Below are 22,893 nucleotides of genomic sequence, written 5' to 3' on the forward strand. Positions count from 1 at the left end.
TTGGGGGGCTGGTGGATAGCGACAAGGAAACACTTCAGCTGGCACGGGGGAATGCTTCTGCCTCGCTCGATGAGGCGCTTCAGCTGACGCGGGGACAACTCGATATATGGCTCGCACAGCAGATGGGCCAACTCGCGACGGAGTGGCATGTCGGCCTTTTCGTGAGGATCGACGGTCGGATCGACCGCGATGCTCTCGAGTGGGCGATCGCGCGGGCCGTGCGCGAAGCCGAACCCGGGCGAGCTTCGTTCTTCGAGGAGAACGGCCAGGTTCTCCAGAAAGCGGTCGATTATCCCGATATCGAGTTGCCGTTCTTTGACCTGACCGAATCCGACAACGCCGTGGAAGAGGCCTATCGGACGGCGTTGTCGATCCAAGAAACGCCGATGCCTTTCAGCGGCCCTTTGTTCAGATACGCCCTATTCCAGACGCGCGCGGATCAATTTCATCTGTTCGCCACGTGCCACCACATCGTCGCAGATGGAGCCGGGCTCGTCCTGGTAGGCCATCGGGTTGCATCTCTCTACTCGGCAATCGTTTCCGGGACACCGATTCCCCCCTCGGTGTTCGGCTCGCTGCAGGACTTGGTGAACTGCGAGTCGGAGTACCAAGCATCCGATGACTATCTCGAAGATCTGGATTACTGGACCAAGAACATCCCGGCGGAGAGCGGAAGCTCGTACCGACTTCCAGGGACGCTGCACGAGCAGGATCCGCAATCGTCCTCTTCGCCAGTGCCCTTGGCCCGGGCGCTGCTCCAGCGAGTCGATGAGATGGCCGACGCCTGGAATGTGCCCCGCTCGTCGGTCATCACTGCGGCGTGCGCACTCCTGGTTTGCCAGTGGAGCGTCGACGGCACAGAGGTGGTGCTCGACTTCCCTGTCAACAGGAGGGACCGTCCCGAGCTGAAGACTCTTCCCGGCATGGTTGCCGGGGTGGTTCCGCTGGTCCTGAACGTCTCGCCGAAAGCCACGGTGGCCGACTTCTGCGGGTATGTCGACACTCGGATCCGAGAAGCTCTGCAGCATCAGAGGTTTCCGGTTCGCTCCCTCGAGCGAAGGACCCGTGCAAGCGGGCCGTTGCAGTCGGGCGACCGGGTCACGGTCAATTTCCTTCCGTCCATATTCAATCTGTCCTTCGGTGGCATCGCAGCATCCGCGTCATTCACCAATCCTGGTGCCGCGGGCGACGGCTTCGGGTTGCTCTTTCTCAGCGAGGGCGACGGGCTTTCTCTTGGCGTCTCAGGTGCTCTGCAGCCATTCTCGAGTTTTGGCGTCTCGGACTTGACGGCCCGCCTGGAACAGGTGTTGACGGCCATGACCGTCAACCCGAATCGGCGGCTCTCGTCGATCGAACTGCTCGCGGGGAATGAGCGTGCAGATCTCGACGTGTGGGGCAATCGGGCACTGTTGGCGCGGACGGCGAGTTCGACGGTGTCGATACCGGCCATGTTCGCCGAGCAGGTTGCACGTGCCCCAGAGGCGGTGGCCATCCGTTGTGATGGTGAAACGTGGACCTATCGCGAATTGGACGATGCCAGTAACCGTCTGGCGAACCTGTTGATCGATCGTGGAGCGGGTCCGGGCCGATGTATCGCCGTGATGTTTCCGCGCTCGGCCGAGGCCATCGTCTCGATTCTGGCGGTCCTGAAAACGGGCGCGGCCTATCTGCCGATCGATCCCGCACACCCGCCGACACGCATCGAATTCATGGCCGCCGATGCGGCGCCGCTGGCGGCAATCACAATTTCGGACTTGGCTGACCGCCTGGCCGGCTGCGATCTACCGGTGATCGACATCGCCGATCCCCGCATCGACGCGTACCCCACCACGAGCGTGCCGGCGCCGGCCGCAGACGACGTCGCCTACATCATCTACACCTCCGGAACGACCGGCACCCCCAAAGGGGTGGTCATCTCGCACAGCAACGTCACCGAGTTGATTGGATCATTGGATCCTGCGTTGGCGGGGCCCGATCAGGTCTGGTCTCAGTGGCACTCCTATGCCTTCGACATCTCCGGCTGGGAGATCTTCAGTGCCCTTCTGCATGGTGGGCGACTCGTCGTGGTGCCCGAATTGGTGGCCAATTCGTCGGAGGACTTCCACGACCTGGTGGCGGCCGAGAAGGTCACCATTTTGTGCCAAACCCCTTCTGCCCTGGGGATCTTGAAGCCGGAGCTTCTGGACTCGGTCACCGTCATGGTGGGCGGAGAGGCGTGCCCCACCGAGGTCGTCGATCGGTGGGCCGCCGACCGGGTCATGATCAACGAGTACGGCCCGACCGAGGCGACGATGTGGGTGGCCCTCAGCGCGCCGCTCGCTCCGGGTACCGATGTGCCGCCGATCAGCCCGCCCTTGCCCACTGCCGCATACTTCGTGCTGAACAAGTGGTTGCATCCCGTGTCGGCCGGGGTGGTCGGCGAGTTGTACTTGGCTGGTCCCCAGCTGGCGTACGGGTACGTGCGACGCGCGGGGTTGACCGCATCCCGATTCATGGCCTGCCCCTTCGGGGAGTCCGGGGCCCGGATGTATCGCACCGGCGATCTGGTGTACTGGGCCGCCGACGGCCAATTGCGTTATCTGGGACGAGCCGACGAGCAGGTCAAGATCCGCGGATATCGCATCGAACTCGGTGAAATCCAAGCCGCGCTGGCCGGTCTCGATGGAGTGCAACAGGCTGTCGTGATCGCTCGGGAGGACCGCCCCGGGGACAAGCGTCTGGTGGGGTACTTCACCGGCACTGCAAATCCCGCCGAACTTCGTGCCGCGTTGGCCGACCGGCTGCCTTCTTACATGGTTCCAGCCGCTGTGGTGGCGATCGAGGCGCTGCCACTGACCGTCAACGGCAAGCTGGACAAGCGCGCCCTGCCCGCGCCGGAGTACAAAGCGGTCGATAACTACCGCGCCCCGAGCACCGTTACGGAGGAGATCCTGGCGGGGCTGTATGCGCAGGTGCTCGGTGTGGAGAGGGTCGGAGTCGACGATTCGTTCTTCGACCTGGGCGGTGATTCACTGTCCGCGATGCGGGTCATCGCCGCCATCAACACCAGCCTGGATGCCGGTCTCGCGGTGCGCGCATTGTTCGAGGCGCCCACGGTAGCCGAGCTGGCTCCCCGTATCGGGGGAGATGCGGGTCGGCGTAAGCCGCTGGTGGCCGGTGAACGGCCTTCGGTGGTGCCGCTGTCATTCGCCCAGAACCGATTGTGGTTCCTCAACCAGTTCGAGGGCGGCGCTGCCACATACAACATTCCGACCGCGTTCCGGATCACCGGGGCGTTGGATGTAGAAGCGCTGGGTGCGGCCCTAGACGACGTCATCGCTCGTCATGAAGCTCTGCGCACCACGTTCCCGGACATCGACGGAGTGCCGTTCCAGGCGGTGTTGCCCGCACGGCAGGGGATGTGGAGACGCGGGCCCGCGGTCGTTTCGTCCCGTGAAGGAGATGTGGCCGCCGAGTTGGTGGCGCTGGCGGGGTATCGATTTGATCTGTCAGCGGAGATCCCGATCCTCGCGCGGATCTACTCGGTGGGGCCAGAACAGTACGTCGTGGGAATCGTTGTCCACCACATAGCTTTTGACGGATGGTCGCTGGCGCCGATGGTCCGTGACGTGGCTGAGGCGTATCGCGCCCGCCAACAGGGTCACGCGCCTGAGTGGGCGCCGTTGTCGGTGCAGTACGTCGATTACACCTTGTGGCAACAAGATTGGCTGGGGGTCGAGTCCGATCCAGACAGCGTGATCGCGGGGCAGCTGCAGTATTGGCGACAAGAGCTGGCGGACCTCCCGGAACTCGTCACGCTTCCACCGGACCGAGCGCGCCCGCCGGTCGCCAGTTACCGCGGTGACGAAGTGGAACTCCGCATCGAACCCCAGGTGTGGGCCGGGGTCAAGCAGTTGGCGGCGGCGCATAACGCGACGCCCTCGATGGTGTTGCAGGCCGCCATGGCGATCGTGCTGCACCGCGCCGGCGCAGGCGAAGACGTGGTCATGGGTACCCCGATCGCTGGACGGTCCGACCAAGCGCTCGACGACCTCGTCGGATTCTTCGTCAACACCTGGGTTTTGCGGGTAGGCGTCAAGTCGGGGCAGCCGTTCGGCGATGTGCTGGCCGAAGTGCGCCGAAAAGCACTCGATGCCTATAGCAACCAGGATGTTCCGTTCGAATTGCTCGTCGAACAGCTCAACCCCGCGCGGTCGACTTCGCACAACCCGCTGTTCCAAGTGTTGATGGTCTTCCAGAACAACATGCGTCCCGAAGTGCTGACGTTGGACGAGGTCGGCATAGAACAGCAGGCGGTCACCACCCGCACGGCCCGGTTCGATCTCGACATCGAGTTGGGGGAGGTACCGACCGAAGATCCGGCGGCGCCGATGGCCGCCGGCATGGTGTTGTACGCCACGGACTTGTACGAGCGAGCCACCATCGAGCGGTTGGTCAGCTGGTTCGGTCGAGTGATCGAAGCAGCGGTCGCTGACGCTTCGGCAGTAGTCGGCGATGTGCCCCTACTCGACGACGACGAGCGTCAACTGGTGCTAGAGGAGTGGTCGGGTAATACGGTGACGGCGCCGGTGGGTGTGGCGCCACAGCTGCTGGCCAGTGCGGTGGCCACCGATGCGAATGCGGTGGCCCTCGTCGATGGCAACCGAGAATGGTCCTATCGCGAGCTCGACGAGTGGTCGACGCGTTTGGCGCGGGCACTGATCGAGGCAGGTGTGGGTCCCGAGCGCGCCGTGGGCGTAGCGATGGAACGCTGCGCGGAGTTGGTCGTGGCCTGGTGGGCGCTGATGAAGGCCGGTGGGGCCTACGTGCCGGTGGACCCCGCCTATCCAGTCGAGCGGATCACCACTGTGTTGAACGCGGTGTCCGCGGTGTGTGTTCTGACAGTCGGGGAGGGAACCATCGCCGGGACGGGTGACCGCCCCATTCTGCGTATCGACGATCTGGACTTGTCGGCGCAACCAGTCGATCCCATCACCGACGCGGACCGGTTGGCGCCGCTGCAGGCACACAACACGGCCCACGTGATCTTCACCTCGGGATCCACCGGCACCCCGAAGGGGGTGGCTGTCAGCCACGCCGGCTTGTTGGGAGTTGCCGCGCTCCACGAAGTCTACGGAATGGGTGCCGACACCCGGCTGTTGTTGGTGGCCGCGCCGACCTTCGACGTGTCGATCGGTGAGGTGCTTCTGGCGGCAGGGTCGGGCGCGGCCTTGGTGGTGGTGCCACCCGATGCATACGCCGGTGAAGCATTGACGAGACTGCTTGAAAGCCAACGGGTCAACGCCGCAACGCTCACACCGACAGTGCTCTCCACGCTGGATCGCGGTCGGCTCCACAACGTGGACACTCTCATCACCACGGGCGAAGCGTGCCCGACAGAATTGGCGGCCGCATGGGCTACGGATCGCCGGATGTTCAACGCGTACGGTCCCACCGAGACCACGATCTGGGCCACTTCCAGTTCCACGATCGAGCCGGGCCAGCCAGTGGGAATCGGCGCGCCCATCGCCGGGGTGTCCGCCCTGGTACTCGACGCGCGGCTGAACCCGGCGCCCGTCGGGGTGGTGGGCGAGCTCTACCTGGGCGGCCCCGCATTGGCGCACGGCTACATGGGTAGGCCGGACCTCACCGCGGATCGCTTCGTGGCAAACCCTCACGGGCCCACGGGAACACGCATGTACCGAACCGGTGACCTGGTGCGCTGGACCCGCACCGGGACAGTGGATTACCTGGGTCGCGCCGACACCCAGATCAAACTCCGCGGACAACGCATCGAATTGGGCGAAATCGAGAACTCGCTGCTCGCGTGCGATCAGGTCACGCAGGCCGCCGCGTTGGTACATCGCGGCAATACCGGTGCCCACCTCGTCGCCTACGTCACCTTCGATCGCAGCAGCGCGGGTGATCATGACGCGGAAATCGTCAACCAGTGGCAACACGTCTACGACGAGTTGTACGACGCCGAGGCCGATACTCGCGACTTCGGCAAGGACTTCCGGGGCTGGAACAGCAGCCTGACCGACGACCCGATTCCGCTCGACGAGATGTTGGAATGGCAGTCGGCCACCGTCGACCGGATCATGGCCCTTCGGCCGCAGCGGGTGTTCGAGATCGGTGCGGGCTCTGGGTTGGTGTTGTCTCAGATTGCTCCGCTCTGCGACGAATATTGGGCGACAGACTTTTCCGCGCCGACGATCCAGGCTCTCCAAACGGCCGTGACTGCTCAGCCGTGGGGCGATCGGGTGCGCCTGTTGGTGCAGCCGGCCGATGCGATCGATGAGCTCCCACAAGGTCATTTCGACGTGGTGGTGCTCAACTCGGTCATCCAGTACTTCCCCAGCGCCGCCTACCTGACCGAGGTGCTGGCGGTGGCGATGCGGTTGCTCGCCCCCGGTGGCTCCCTGTTCATCGGTGATGTTCGCAATCACACGCTGCAGGGTGCGCTCCAAACGGCGGTTGCGTTGGCCCGCGCGGAAACCAGCGACACCAACGAAATTCGTGAGCGCGTCCAACGCGCCCTGGTCAGCGAAGTCGAGTTACTGCTCGCGCCAGAGTTTTTCACCGCCTGGGTCGCCGATCAGCAGGAGGTGGCCGGACTCGATATCCAAGCCAAACGGGGGCGGGCCGACAACGAACTGACCCGCTACCGCTATGACGTCGTGATCCACAAGTCGCCCGTCGCGGTGCGCTCACTGGCTGACGTGCCGTCATGGGCGTGGACCGAATGTGCGGGCCTTCGTGGGCTGCAAGACCAGTTGACCACCCAACACCCCGTGATGGTCCGTGTCACCGAAATCCCGCGAGCCGGGCTTGTCACAGATGTCTACATCGAAAGGGCGTTGGCTGCGGGCGAATCCGTCGATGAGGCACTCGCCGAAGCGATCGCGGCAAACCAAGACGCGGTGACACCCGATCAACTGCACCGCATCGGTGAGGCTGCCGGTTATCGCGTCGTCGTCACCTGGGGCGCTGATCCCGGCACCGTCGACGCCGTTTTCCTCGAGGGACAGCAGGATTCACCACTGACCGACCTGTATCTGCCATCCAACAGCACGCGTCAGCGCATCACCACTGCCAACGACCCGGACACCAACACGAAACTCACCGCGGTCCGACAGCAGCTGACAGCGCGGTTGCCGGAGTACATGGTTCCTTCACAGATCGTGGTGCTCGAGGAGTTCCCCCTCACCTCTTCGGGAAAGATCGACCGGAAGTCGCTGCCGGAACCGGTGTTCGCCGCGACGCCCTTCCGGGCGCCGCAGAGCGAAACCGAGGAGGTCATCGCCGGGGTCTTCGCGCAAGTATTGGGGTTGGACCGCGTCGGGGTAGATGATTCGTTCTTCGAGCTGGGTGGGGATTCGCTGCTCGCGATGCGGGTGATCGCTGCAGTCAACGCAAGTCTGGATGCCGGTCTTTCGGTGCGCGCGTTGTTCGAATCGCCCTCCGTGGCGCAGTTGGCGCCCCGCGTCGGTGACGAATCAACGCAGTTGGAGCCCTTGGTGCCGGTGCAGCGGCCTGAGCTGGTGCCGTTGTCGTTCGCCCAGAACCGGTTGTGGTTCATCGACCAGTTGCAGGGGCCGTCACCGATCTACAACATGGCCGTGGCGTTTCGACTGGATGGTCCCCTCGACGAAGGCGCGTTGGGTGAAGCGTTCTCCGATGTGGTCGCCCGCCATGAAAGTCTGCGCACGTTGTTTGTGGCTCCCGACGGGGTTCCGCAGCAGTTGGTCGTCCCGATCGAAGAGGCTGAGTTCGGCTGGAGCGTCGTCGATGCCGATGGATGGCCGGAGCACCAGCTTGCCGACGCCATCGATGCCGCGGTGCAGCACCCGTTCGACCTGGCTGGTGAACTCCCCCTGCGGGCAACGCTTTTCCGCCTCAACGACCGGGAGCGCGTGCTGGTGGCGGTGGTGCACCATATTGCTGCTGATGGCTGGTCCATCAGGCCACTGGTAACCGATATCGCGGTCGCATACGCCGCCAGGTGTTCAGAGCGGCCTCCGAGCTGGGAACCGTTGCCGGTGCAGTATGTCGACTACACGCTCTGGCAACGGGCGCAGTTGGGTGATCTGACCGATCCGCACAGCCGAATCTCTGCGCAGTTGGCTTACTGGGAGCAAGTGTTGGCCGGCCTGCCGGAACGCTTGGAGTTGCCGACGGATCGGCCCTATCCGCCGGTAGCCGATTACCGCGGCGCCACAGTCGAGCTGGAGTGGTCGGCGGAGCTGCAGCAGCGAATCGCCGTGGTGGCGCGTGAGTACGACGCCACCAGCTTCATGCTCGTGCAGGCGGCGCTGGCGGTGTTGTTGGGCAAGGTCAGCGCCACCAGTGATGTCGCGCTGGGCTTCGCGATCGCCGGACGCAGTGACCCGGCGCTCGACGCCCTCGTGGGTTTCTTCGTCAACACGTTGGTGTTGCGCGTCGACTTGGCGGGTGACCCCACGTTTGCCGACCTGTTGACGCAGGTGCGAGGACGCGGTCTGGCGGCCTATGAGCACCAGGACGTGCCGTTCGAGGTGCTGGTCGATCGGCTCAACCCCGCCCGGTCGCTGACGCACTCGCCGCTGGTACAGGTGTTGTTGGCGTGGCAGAACTTTACCGGTCAGGACAACGACATCGCGGGCTTGGGCCTGGGTGACGCACAAGTCACGCCGTTGGCCGTGGATACTCGCACCGCGCGTGTGGACTTGACCTTCACGCTGGGCGAGTATTGGAGCCAGGCCGGCGAACCAACGGGGATACGCGGCGAGGTGGAATTCCGCACCGATGTGTTCGACCCCGCCAGCATCGAGACGCTGATCGAGCGGTTGCAGCGGGTGTTGGTGGCGATGACCGTCGAACCGATGCGACGACTTTCGTGGGTCGACCTGCTAGACGAGACTGAGCATGCCCGTATCTACGGGTGGGGAAACAGCGCGGCACTGGCGCGGCGCGTACCTGCGTCGCTGTCGATTCCGGCGCTGTACGAAGAGCAGACGGCGCGCACCCCCGAAGCAGTGGCGCTGAGTCATGGGCAGCAGTCGTGGACCTACCGGGAGTTGGACGAGGCGTCGAACCGGTTGGCGCACTTACTGGTTGAATATGGAGCGGGTCCCGGGCAGCGGGTCGCGTTGCTGTTGCCACGTTCGGCCGAGGCGATCGCGGCGATCCTCGCGGTGCTCAAGACCGGGGCGGCCTATCTGGCGATGGACCCAGCGCACCCAGACGCACGGATCGAGTTCATGCTCGGCGACGCTGCGCCGATCGTCACGATCACCGCTACCGAATTGGCATCGCGAGTGGCGGGTCACGGGTCGGTCACCATTGATGTCGGCGATGCCAGGATCGACGACCAGCCCAGCACGGCCCTGCCGGCCCCGATGCCCGACGATATCGCTTACCTCATCTATACCTCGGGCACGACGGGGACTCCAAAGGGCGTGGCGGTACCCCACGAAAACGTGATCCGGCTGCTGGAGACGTTGAATTCCGAGGTACCCGCCGCCGGTGTGTGGTCCCAATGCCATTCCCTCGCCTTCGATTTCTCGGTGTGGGAGATGTGGGGCGCATTGCTGGGCGGGGGACGGCTGGTGGTGGTGCCCGATACGGTCGTCCGCTCACCAGAAGATCTGCATGCCTTGTTGATCAGTGAGAATGTCAGTGTTCTCAGCCAGACGCCCTCGGCGTTCTATGCGCTCCAAGCCGCTGAGGCCGTCTCGCCCGAAGCGCGGTATCGAAACACACTCGAGACGGTTGTGTTCGGCGGCGAGGCGCTCGAGCCACATCGCCTCCGGGCTTGGCTGCAGACACATCCGGGCGAACCGCGGTTGCTCAACATGTACGGCATCACCGAGACGACGGTGCACGCCTCGCTGAGGGAAATCGTTGCCGACGACGTGGGCAGCGCGGTCAGTCCGATCGGAGGGCCCCTCGCCCACCTCGGCTTCTTCGTGCTGGACGGCTGGCTCCGAGCGGTGCCCGCCGGCGTGGTCGGCGAGTTGTACGTGGGCGGCGCCGGACTCGCGTACGGGTACGTGGGCCGTGGCCCATTGACCGCCTCGCGGTTCGTGGCCTGTCCGTTCGGTGGTTCGGGTGCGCCAGGCCAACGGATGTATCGCACCGGCGATTTGGTGCGGTGGACTTCGGAAGGCGAGTTGCAGTATCTGGGCCGTGCCGATGAGCAGGTCAAGATACGCGGATATCGCATCGAGCTCGGTGAGATCCAGGCCGCGCTGAGCGCTCTGGACGGAGTGGAAGACGCGGTGGTCGTCGCACGGGAAGATCGCCCGGGCGACAAGCGTCTCGTCGGCTACGTGACGGGTACAGCGGAGCAGACCGAGATTCGGTCCGCGCTGGCCGAGCGGCTCCCGGCGTATATGGTTCCGGCAGCGGTGGTTTCGATGGCCGCGATACCGCTGACAGTCAACGGCAAGGTCGACAAGCGAGTCCTGCCCGCACCGGAGTACGCCGATGTGGACCGGTACCGCGCGCCGGCGACGTTGACCGAGGAGATCCTGGCCGGCATCTATGCCGAGGTGCTGGGGTCGGACCGGGTCGGAGTCGACGACTCGTTCTTCGATCTCGGTGGGGACTCGCTGTCGGCGATGCGGGTGATCGCCGCGGTCAACAAGGCGTTCGATGCCGGGCTTTCGGTCCGCGCGTTGTTCGAGGCTCCCTCGGTGGCCCGATTGGCGTCTCGGGTGGGTGAAGGCGGCGCGTTAGCGCCGTTGGTACCAGGGCAACGACCTGCGGTGGTGCCGTTGTCGTTTGCGCAGAACCGCTTGTGGTTCATCGACCAGTTGCAGGGCCCCTCGGCGATCTACAACATGGCGGTCGCGCTGCGGTTGGCGGGGCGTCTGGACACCGACGCGCTGGGTGCGGCGTTGGCGGATGTGGTGGTCCGCCACGAGAGTTTGCGCACGATGTTCGTGGCTCCCGAGGGAGTCCCGCAGCAACTGGTGCTGCCGGTCGCGGAGGCTGACTTCGGATGGCAGGTGGTCGATGCCAGCGGTTGGCCGTCAGACCGGCTGGCCGAGGAAGTTGATGCGGCGCGGCTGTACACGTTCGACTTGGCGAATGAAATCCCGTTGCGTGCAGCGCTTTTCCGGCTCGCAGCGGATGAGTACGTGCTGGTGGCGGTGGTGCACCATATTGCCGCGGACGGCTGGTCGGTCACGCCCCTGGTGGCTGACCTGGGCGTGGCCTATGCGGCCCGGTGCTCGGGTGAGGAGCCCGGCTGGGATCCGCTACCGGTGCAGTACGTTGATTACACGCTGTGGCAGCGCGCCCAATTGGGGGACATCAACGACCCCGATAGCCGGATGGCCGCGCAGTTGGCTTACTGGGAGCAGGCACTGGCGGGTATGCCCGAACAGTTGCAGCTACCCACGGATCGCCCCTACCCGGCGGTGGCCGATTATCGGGGAGCCTCGGTGGGCCTGGAGTGGCCGCCCGAGTTGCAGCAACAGGTCGCCCGCCTGGCTCGGCAGCACGACGCGACGAGTTTCATGGTTGTGCAAGCTGCGTTGTCGGTGCTGTTGGCCAAGTTGAGCGCCAGCAGCGATGTGGCCGTTGGATTTGCGATCGCCGGACGCGGCGACGCCGCCCTCGAGCAGTTGGTGGGTTTCTTCGTCAACACCTTGATCCTTCGGGTCGAGATGGCCGGTGACCCGACCGTCACCGAGCTTCTCGCGCAAGTCCGCGCACGGAGTCTCGCCGCTTACGAGCACCAGGATGTGCCGTTCGAGGTGTTGGTGGAGCGCCTCACCACCACGCGGTCGCTGACGCACTCGCCACTGGTCCAGGTGTTGTTGGCCTGGCAGAACTTCGCGGGGCAGGACTCCGACCCCGCGGCCGGGTTGAGTTTAGGCGATCTGCAGGTCACGCCCCTGCCGGCGGATACGCGCACTGCCCGTATGGATTTGACCTTCTCGATGGCTGAACGGTGGAGCGAAGATGGCGAGCCCGCCGGGATCTCGGGGGCAGTGGAGTTCCGCACCGATGTCTTCGACGCGACCAGCATCGAGGTATTGATCGAGCGGTTGCAACGGGTGTTGGTGGCGATGACCGCCGCACCGAACCTGAAGTTGTCCTCGATCGATCTGCTCGATGAGCTCGAGCACGCGCGTCTGGACCAGCTTGGTCATCGAGCGACGACGAGCCCTCCGGCGTCGGGGTCGATTCCAGTGGCGTTCGCCGAGCAGGTGGCTCGGACGCCTGCGGCGGTGGCACTCACCGACGGCGGACGATCGTGGACATATCGCGAACTGGATGAAGCCTCGAATCGTCTGGCGCACTTGTTGGTTGAGTACGGGGCCGGTCCGGGTGAGTGTGTGGCGCTGTTGCTGTCGCGCTCGGCTGAGGCGATCACATCGATTTTGGCGGTCCTCAAGACCGGGGCGGCGTATCTGCCGATCGACCCCGCGCTGCCGTCGACCCGGATCGAGTTCATGGTCGGCGATGCCACCCCGGTCGCAGCTATCACCACCGCCGGATTGGCCGGCCGGTTGGAGGGGCTTGACATACGGGTCGTCGATGTCGACGGCCGCGTCGTGCAGGAACAATCGGCAACGGCTTTGCCGGCTCCTGCTGCCGATGACATCGCCTACCTCATCTACACCTCGGGCACTACCGGCATGCCGAAAGGGGTGGCCGTTGCTCATCGCAACGTGACCCAGTTCGTTGCGGGCGCAGATGCCGACGTGCCGGTGGCGGGAGCTTGGTCGCAGTGGCATTCATTGTCTTTCGACGTCTCGGTGTGGGAGATATTCGGGGCGTTGTTGCAGGGCGGCCGGCTGGTCGTGATCCCCGAGCAGGTGGCTGGTTCACCCGACGACCTTCACGCTCTGTTGCTAGCCGAACAGGTCAGTGTGTTGTGTCAGACGCCGTCGGCGGTGGGCATGTTGTCGACCGAGGGGCTGGGGTCGACCGCGTTGATGGTGGCCGGCGAGGCCTGCCCCACCGAGGTGATGGACCGCTGGGCGCGGGATCGGGTGATGATCAACGCCTACGGCCCGACCGAGGCCACGGTGTACGCGGCGATGAGTGCGCCGCTGATCCCGGGTTCGGGTGTCGCGCCGATCGGTGCGCCGGTGGCGGGGGCGACGCTGTTTGTGCTCGATGGATCGTTGCGGCCGGTGCCCGCGGGTGTGGTCGGCGAGTTGTATATCGCCGGCGGGGGCGTCGCGGTGGGCTATTGGCTACGCAGCGGGTTGACCGCCTCACGTTTCGTGGCGTGCCCGTTCGCCGGTGAGGGCCAACGGATGTATCGCACCGGGGATTTGGTCCGGTGGGGTGCTGACGGGCAGTTGCAGTACCTGGGGCGTGCCGATGAGCAGGTCAAGATCCGCGGGTTCCGCATCGAGCTCGGCGAGATCCAGGCCGCGTTGGCCGCCTGTGAGGGTGTGCAGCAGGCCGTGGTGATCGTCCGCGAGGACCACCCAGGTGAGAAGCGACTGGTCGGCTATGTGACCGGATCCGTTGACGTGTCCGCAATCCGGGCCGCAGTGGCCGAGCGTCTGCCGGCATATATGGTGCCTGCGGCGGTGGTCACGATCGACTCGTTGCCGCTGACCCCCAATGGCAAGCTGGACCGGCGGGCACTGCCGGCGCCGGAGTACCAGGACGCCAAGGATTATCGGGCACCGACCACGCCTACCGAAGAGATCTTGGCCGGTATTTTCGCCCAGGTGTTGGGGTTGGAGCGGGTTGGGGTCGATGACTCCTTCTTCGTACTGGGTGGCGATTCGCTGTCGGCGATGCGCGTAATCGCGGCGATCAACACAAGCCTGGATACCGCCGTTTCCGTGCGTACGTTGTTCGAAGCTCCCACGGTGGCGCAGTTGGCGCTCCGTCTCGGCGAGGAGTCGACGCGACTGGAACCGTTGGTGCCGGTGCAGCGACCTGAGGTGGTGCCGCTGTCCCTTGCGCAGAACCGGTTGTGGTTCATCGATCAGCTGCAGGGGCCATCGGCGATCTACAACATGGCGGTGGCGCTGCAGTTGGTGGGGCGTCTCGATGCCGAGGCGCTAGGCGCAGCGTTGACCGATGTGGTAGGCCGTCACGAGAGTCTGCGCACGGTGTTCCCGACCGTCGACGGTGTGCCCCAGCAGGTGGTTCTCCCGGTCGGGGAGATCGAATTCGGTTGGGGCGTAGTCGATGCCATCGGCTGGTCCGAACACCAGCTTCACGAGGCCATCGATCAGGTCGCCGGATACACGTTCGATCTGGCGGATGAGATCCCGTTGCGCGCGCGGCTCTTCCGCGTCAGCGAGGATGATCATGTGTTGGTGGCGGTGGTTCACCATATCGCCGCCGATGGCTGGTCGGTCACCCCGTTGATCCGGGACTTGGCGGTGGCCTATGGCGCCCGCTCTGTCGACCAGGTGCCGGGGTGGGATCCGTTGCCGGTCCAGTACGCGGATTACACATTGTGGCAGCGCTCGCAATTGGGTGATCTGACGGACAGCGGTAGCCGCCTCGGCACCGAGGTGGCGTATTGGGAGCAGGCGTTGGCCGGGTTGCCGGAGCGCTTGGAGTTGCCCACGGATCGTCCGTATCCGGCGGTTGCCGATCACCGCGGGGACACAGTGGAGCTGCGCTGGCCGGCGCAGCTGCAGCAGCAAGTGGCTGCGGTGGCGCGTGCGCACAATGCGTCGAGTTTCATGGTGGTGCAGGCGGCGTTGGCGTTGTTACTGGGCAAGGTCAGCGCGAGCAGTGATGTGGCGGTGGGATTCGCGATCGCCGGACGGCGCGACCCGGCGCTCGAAGAGCTGGTGGGTTTCTTCGTCAACACGTTGGTGTTGCGTGTTGACCTGACGGGCGACCCCACGGTGGGCGAGTTGGTGGCGCAGGTGCGCTCACGCAGCCTCGAGGCTTATGAGCATCAGGATGTGCCGTTCGAGGTGTTGGTGGAGCGGCTCAATCCCACGCGGTCGTTGACGCATCATCCGCTGGTGCAGGTGATGTTGGCGTGGCAGAACTTCGCCGGACAGCGCAACGCTCCGGCAGAATTGAGTTTGGGCCCGGTACAGGCTACGCCCCTGCCGATCGAAACCCACACTGCCCGCATGGATCTGACGGTGTCGCTGGGTGAGGAATGGACGGAGACAGGCGAGCCCGCCGGGATCGCTGGGGTCGTGGAGTTCCGCACGGACGTGTTCGATGCTGCCAGCGTCGAGGCGCTGATCGAACGGTTGCAGCGAGTGCTGGCAGCGATGACGGCCGAACCGGCGCAGCGGGTTTCGTTGGTGGATCTGCTCGACGAGCCCGAGCACGCGCATCTGGATCAAGTCGGTCATCGCGCAGTACTGACGGAACACCCGGCGCGGGGGCCGGTGTCGATAACCGCGTTGTTCGATGATCAGGTGACGCGCATCCCCAAAGCGGTAGCGCTTCGATGCGGGGACCGCTCGTGGACTTACCGGGAATTGGACGAGGCCTCGAACCGGTTGGCCCACTTGCTGGTCGGTCTTGGTGTGGGCCCCGGTGAATGTGTTGCACTGCTGTTGCCGCGCTCGGCGGAGACGATCGTGGCGATTATCGCAGTGCTCAAGACCGGAGCTGCTTATCTGGCGGTGGATCCGGCGCATCCCGACGTGCGGATCAAGTTCATGATCGACGACGCCGTACCAATCGCGGCGGTCACCACCGAAGGCTTGCGCGCACGCTTTGACGGTTACGACCTGCCGGTCGTGGACGTCGAGGACCCCCATATCGACGCGGAGCCCAGCACTGCGCTGCCGGGTCCAGCTCCCGATGACCTCGCCTACATCATCTACACGTCCGGCACCACCGGTGTGCCCAAAGGGGTGGCTGTCAGCCATCACACCGTGACGCAGATGTTGGGGTCGATGCCCGCGCATCTTCCGCTGTCCGGCGTGTGGACGCAGTGGCATTCTTACGGTTTCGATGTCTCGGTCCAGGAAATCTGGGGCGCACTTCTTCACGGCGGTCGGCTCGTGGTGGTGCCAGACTCTGTGGTGCGCTCGCCGGAGGACTTCCACGCTCTGCTGATCGCTGAGCAGGTCAATGTCCTGAGCCAGACCCCCTCTGCTTTGGGTGTGCTCTCGCCGCAAGGCCTGGATTCGATCGAGTTGCTGATCATGGGCGGCGAGGCCTGCCCAGTGGAACTGGTGGAGCGGTGGGCGCCGGGCCGACTGATGATCAACGTCTGCGGTCCCACCGAGACGTCGATGTTCGCGGCGATGAGTGCACCACTGACCCCGGGTACAGGTGCGCCGCCGATCGGGTCCCCCGTGCCGGGCGCGGCGTTCTTTGTATTGGACCAGTGGTTGCGGCCGGTCCCGATGGGTGTGATCGGCGAGCTCTACGTGGCAGGGCGACTGGGGACCGGTTATGTCCGGCGGCCCGCGCTGACGGGTTCGCGGTTCGTGGCGTGTCCGTTCGGTGGCGTGGGCGAGCGGATGTATCGCACCGGGGACTTGGTGCGCTGGGATCCCGACGGTCAGCTGCAGTACCTCGGACGGGCCGACGAGCAGGTCAAGATCCGCGGATACCGCATCGAGCTCGGTGAAGTGCAGGCGGCGTTGGCGGGATGCGACGGGGTCGAACAGGCCGTGGTGCTCGCCCGAGAGGACCGCCCTGGCGACAAGCGGCTTGTTGGGTACGTCACGGGCACCGCCGACGCGGCCGAGATCCGCGGCGACCTGGCCGAGCGGCTCCCGGCCTATATGGTGCCGGCCGCGGTGGTGGTGTTGGCCGCGTTCCCGTTGACTCCCAATGGCAAGCTCGATAAGCGCTCGTTGCCGACACCGGAATACACCGACGGCGAAAATTACCGTGCGCCAGGCACTTTGAGCGAGGAGATTGTTGCAGGCATCTTCGCCCAGGTGTTGGGGCTGGAGCGCGTCGGTGTTGACGATTCGTTCTTCGATCTGGGTGGCGATTCACTGTCGGCGATGCGAGTGATCGCCGCGATCAACAAGTCTTTCGATGCCGGACTCTCGGTGCGGGCATTGTTCGAGTCACCTTCGGTGGCCCAGTTGGCACCGCGAGTGAGTGAGGGTGGTGGGCTGGAGCCGTTGGTACCCGTGCAGCGGCCCGACGTCGTGCCGTTGTCATTTGCCCAACAACGGTTGTGGTTCATCGATCAATTGCAGGGACCATCGGCGATCTACAACATCGCGGTGGCACTGCGACTCGGTGGGCCTCTTGACTCCGGTGCGTTGGGTCATGCTTTAGTCGATGTGCTCACCCGACACGAGAGCTTGCGCACGTTGTTCGTGGCTCCCGATGGGGTTCCTCAGCAGTTGGTGATGCCGGTCGAGCGTGCCGAGTTGGGGTGGCACGTTATTGACACCACCGGTTGGACTGAAGGTCGGCTGGAAGAGGCCATCGACAACGCGGTGCGCCAGCCTTTCGACTTGGCGACTGAGATTCCGTTGCGGGCGTTGCTATTCCGCGTCAACGAGGACGAGCATGTGTTGGTGGCGGTGGTGCATCACATCGCCGCTGATGGTTGGTCGGTCAGGCCGCTGGTGGCTGATCTCGCGACGGCTTATGGCGCCCGCTGTGCGGGACACGCTCCCGACTGGGCAGACCTGCCGGTGCAGTATGTCGATTTCACGCTGTGGCAGCGCGCGCAACTGGGCGACATCAAGGATCCCCAGAGCCGTATCGCCGCGCAGCTCAGCTATTGGGAGCAGGCGCTCGCCGGGATGCCTGAGCGATTGGAGTTGCCGACCGATCGTCCGTACCCGACGGTGGCGGATTACTCCGGTGCCCGAGTTCCTGTTGAGTGGTCTGCAGAGTTGCAACAGCAGGTCGCTCGCGTGGCGCGTGAGCACAATGCGACAAGCTTCATGGTGCTTCAGGCTGCCCTCGCGGTGCTGTTGGGCAAACTGAGTGCGACCAGCGATGTGGCGGTTGGGTTTGCGATCGCCGGGCGCGAAGATGCCGCATTGGATGCGTTGGTGGGCTTCTTCGTGAACACGTTGGTGCTGCGGGTGGATCTGAACGGGGATCCCACGGTCGCCGAGGTTCTGAGCGACGTGCGCTTGCGCAGCTTAGCTGCCTATGAACATCAGGATGTGCCGTTCGAATTGCTGGTCGATCGCCTCAACCCGACTCGGTCGTTGACGCATGCTCCCTTGGTTCAGGTGCTGTTGGCATGGCAGAACTTCGCCGGTCCAGCGGGCGACCCGGCCGCGGGTGTAGCTCTGGGCGAGCTGGAGGTGACACCGCTGCCGGTTGACACGCGCACTGCGCGAATGGATCTCACGTTCTCGTTGGGCGAGCACTGGAGCAATGACGGCGCCCCTGCAGGGATTCGCGGGGAGGTGGAGTTTCGTACCGATGTGTTTGACGCAGTCGGCATCGAGGCGTTGATCGGGCGGTTGCAGCGGGTGTTGGTGGCGATGACCAATGAGCCCTATCAACGGGTTTCGTCGATCGAGCTGCTCGATCAATGCGAGCATGCTCGATTGGATGAGATTGGTAACCGGGCCGCGCTGACCCAGCCGATGCCAGAATCGGAATCAATCCCAGCTTTGTTTGCAGCCCAGGTCGCGCGCACGCCGGAGGCGGGCGCAATCAGTTGCGGGGAGCGCTCGTGGAGCTACCGCGAGCTTGAGGAAGCGTCGAATCGGCTGGCGCACTTGCTGCTTGGGCTCGGGATAGGTCCCGGCACATGTGTGGGGTTGTTGTTGCCACGCTCAGCGGAGATGGTCGTGGCGATCTTGGCGGTCTTCAAGAGCGGCGCAGCGTATTTGCCGATCGATCCCGCGCTGCCGAGTGCCCGCATCCAATTCATGGTGGCTGATGCAGCGCCGATCGCCGTAATCGCCACTGGCGGCCTGGCCGATCAGCTCACGGGCGACATAGCGGTCATCGACATCGATGACCCGCGCATCGCGTCCCAACCCGCAACCGCGGTGCCGGGCCCGGATCCCGATGACATCGCTTACCTGATCTACACCTCGGGCACGACCGGAGTCCCTAAAGGGGTGACTACCACCCACCGCAACGTCACTCAGCTGCTGCGAGTGCTTGGTAATTATCTGCCTGTGACAGGGGTTTGGACGCAGTGCCACACTTACGGTTTCGACACCTCGGTGTGGGAAACCTGGTCGCCACTGCTGCATGGCGGTCGCGTGGTGATCGTGTCGGATGCGGTGGTGCGCTCGCCGGAGGACTTCCAAAGCTTGTTGATCGCTGAACAAGTCAGCGTGCTCACTCAGACGCCCTCGGCGGTGGGAATGTTGTCCCCGCAAGGCCTGGGTTCGATGGCGCTGGTGGTGGCCGGTGAGGCCTGCCCAACTGAGCTGGTGAACCGGTGGGCGCCGGGGCGGGTGATGATCAACGCCTACGGCCCTACCGAGACCACGATGGTGGTGATGCTCAGCGCGCCGCTGACCCCTGCCGCGGAGGTGGTGCCGATCGGATCGCCGGTGCCAACCGCTGCACTGTTCGTCCTTGACGCAGCGTTACGACCAGTAGCTCCCGGTGTGGTCGGTGAACTGTATGTGGCAGGTGTCGGGCTGGCCTACGGTTATCTGCGCCGACCGGGATTGACCGGATCGCGCTTCGTCGCTTGCCCGTTCGACGGTGCGGGAGAACGGATGTATCGCACCGGGGATTTGGTGCGATGGGGCGCTGACGGACAACTGCAGTATCTCGGCCGTGCCGATGAACAGGTCAAGATCCGCGGGTATCGCATCGAGCTCGGCGAGGTTCAGGCCGCGTTGAGCGCAGTTGAGGGTGTACATCAGGCGGTGGTGATCGCCCGGGAGGATCAGCCGGGGGACAAGCGGCTCGTCGGGTATGTGACCGGAAGCGCGGACCCCATCGAGGCACGCGCCGAACTGGCTGAGCGGTTGCCGGCGTTCATGGTGCCTGCGGCGGTGGTGATGCTCGAGACGTTGCCCCTGACGGTCAACGGCAAGTTGGACGTGCGCGCCCTACCGGCGCCGGAATACCAGAGAGCCGAGCGGTATCGGGCGCCGAGCAACGCCATCGAGGACATCTTGGCCGGCATCTATGCCCAGGTGCTCGGGTTGGACCGGGTCGGGATCGACGACTCGTTCTTCGAACTCGGTGGGGACAGCATCTTGTCGATGCAGGTGGTGGCCCGCGCTCGAGCGGCCGGCGTGATGTGTCGTCCGCGGGACCTCTTCGTCGAGCAGACGGTGGCGCGCCTGGCGCGGGTCGCCCGGGTGTCAGACGGCGAGGCGGGGCCGGTCGACGAGGGCACCGGAGCGGTTGTCGCGACCCCGATCGTGCATTGGCTGGAAAGCGTCGACGGCCGAGTGGATCAGTTCAACCAGACAATGGTGGTGCAGGCGCCGGCCGGGGTGGCCGAGGACGACGTGATCGTCATGTTGCAGGCCTTGATGGATCGACACGCAATGCTGCGGTGCCGTGTCGAGGTCGACGGTGCGGGCCGGTGGTCGCTGCAGGTGCCCGAAGTCGGGTCGGTGGATGCGCGCGAGTGCGTGCGGTCGGTCTACGCGTTGTCCGAGGAAATTCTGGTGGAGGCGCGGTCGCGGTTGAATCCAGCCGCCGGGTCCATGGTGAGCGCAGTTTGGGCGCAAACCAGCGGGGAGCTCGCCTTGATCGTTCACCACCTCGCGGTCGACGGGGTCTCGTGGCGAATCCTGTTGGAAGATCTGAACATTGCGTGGGCACAGCATCACAGCGGCCAGCCCATCGCACTGCCGGCGCCGGGAACGTCGTTCGCCCGGTGGTCCGCGCTGCTGGCCGAACATGCGCAGACGTCGGAGGTAGTCAAGCACGCCGAGGTGTGGCGGCACGTCTCGTCGACCCCGGCGGCGTTGCCGGCTGTGCAGCCGGCGGTGGACACATTTGTCACGGCGGGGCGGCTATCGTCGGAACTGGACGTCGAAACTACGCGGATGCTTCTCGGTGAAGCCCCGGCGGCGTATCGCGCCGGAGTGCAGGACATCTTGTTGATCGCGTTCGGGATGGCGTGTGCGCAGATGTTGGGCATCGGCAACGCACCGCTGGGCATCGACGTCGAAGGCCACGGGCGCGATGAGGACTTGGCTGTCGGTGTGGACCTGACGCGCACGGTCGGGTGGTTCACGACGAAGTACCCGGTGTCGTTGACGGTCGGTGGGCTGGACTGGACGCAGGTGGTCGCTGGCGACGCGGCGCTCGATACGGCGATCAAGGCGGCCAAGGAACAGCTGCGCGCGCTGCCTGATGGGTTGACATACGGCCTGATTCGTTATCTGAATCGCGATGTCGACCTGAGCGGGTCCGACCCGGTGATCGGGTTCAACTATCTGGGCCGGCTGGGTGCGGCGGCAGCTGAGCTGTCTGAGGATCTGTGGCGAATCAGTCAGGAAGGCTCGTCGTTGACCGGCGCCGTCGCCGCTATTCCAATGCCGTTGGCGCACACCGTCGAGCTCAACGCCGCCACCGTGGAGACAGACAGCGGTCCACAATTGCACGCCAACTGGTCGTGGGCGACCTCGGCGGTTGACCGCCCGCAGGTGGACCGGCTGAGCCGCCTGTGGTTCGAGGCCCTGTCCGGTATCTGCGCACGCGTGCGCGCCGGCGGCGGCGGGCTGACCCCGTCAGACATCTCCCCGGCTCGACTGAGTCAGCCGCAACTCGATGAGTTGCAGCAGCTTTACCCGGTCGCCGATGTGCTGCCGCTGACCCCGCTGCAGCAAGGTCTGCTCTTCCACGCGGGTACGGTCGAAGATAACGATGACCTGTATGCGGTGCAGCTGGACATAACCATTACCGGCCGGCTCGACCCGCAACGGCTTCGCGATGGCGTGTACAACGCCGTGGCCCGGCATCCGAATCTGGCCGCCCGCTTCTGTACTCAGTTCGATGAACCGGTACAGGTGATCCCCGCCGATTCCGCCGTGCCGTGGCGCTATGTCGATCTCCGTACGGACGGCGGTGATTTGGACCCCGAGGAACAGGTTGGGACGCTGAGTGCTGCCGAGCGTGCTGCCGTCTGCGATCTCGATGGGGAGCCGGCCTTCCGCGCGCTGTTGATCCGGACTGCCGAAGACAGTCATCGGTTCGTGCTTACCAATCATCACATCGTGATGGATGGGTGGTCTTTGCCGATCCTGCTGCAGGAGATCATCGCCGGATATTACGGGCAGCGGCTGCCGGCCCCCGCGTCCTACCGCAGCTTCGTCAGTTGGCTGGCCGAACAGGATCGCGCTGCGGCGCAAGCGGCGTGGAGTGAGGTCTTCGCCGGATTCGAGACTCCGACGTTGGTGAGTCCGCCTGGACGCGTAGGTCTCGGGCAAAGAGGAGTTGTGTCGCATCGACTTCCTGCCCAGACCATGCAGGCTCTCAATGAGTTGGCGCGCTCTCAACACACCACGGTAAACATCGTGCTGCAGGGTGCTTTTGCGCAGTTGCTGTGTCAGTTGACCGGTCAGCACGATGTCGCTTTCGGGACCGCGGTCTCGGGACGGCCGGCCGAGGTGTCAGGCGCGGAATCGATGGTGGGCCTGCTGATCAACACGGTGCCAGTGCGGGCGAAGCTCACGGCAACGACCACGACCGCCGAGCTACTCGAAAGCTTGCAACGCGCTCACAACCAGACTCTCGAGCATCAGCACGTCGCACTGCCGGACATCCATCGCATCACCGGGCACGACGAATTGTTCGACACCCTATTCGTGTACGAGAACTACCCGATTGACACGACGGCGTTGGCCGGTGACCACGAGCTGTCCATCACCGACTTCAACACACGGGAATACAACCACTACCCCCTGACGGTAGCGGCGCTGCCGGGCGACGAACTGAGTCTGCGCGCAGAGTTCGACACCGATGTGTTTGATGCGGGCAGTGTGGGTGGGTTGATTGGTCGGTTGGAGCGGGTGTTGGTGGCGATGACTGCTGATTCGGGTGGGCGGTTGTCGTCGGTGGATGTGCTTGATGGTGGTGAGCATG

General features: G+C 64.7%; 1 protein-coding gene. It reads left to right on the forward strand.

Annotated elements, in window-relative coordinates; translation table 11 throughout:
• Positions 1-11: 11 nt before the first annotated feature.
• Positions 12-22,893 (forward strand): non-ribosomal peptide synthase/polyketide synthase (locus tag CEX88_RS23205; RefSeq protein ID WP_476638875.1); only part of this gene is annotated, 22,882 nt, incomplete at its 3' end.

The organism is Mycobacterium neumannii (assembly GCF_002245615.1).
Classification (GTDB): Bacteria; Actinomycetota; Actinomycetes; order Mycobacteriales; family Mycobacteriaceae; genus Mycobacterium; species Mycobacterium neumannii_A.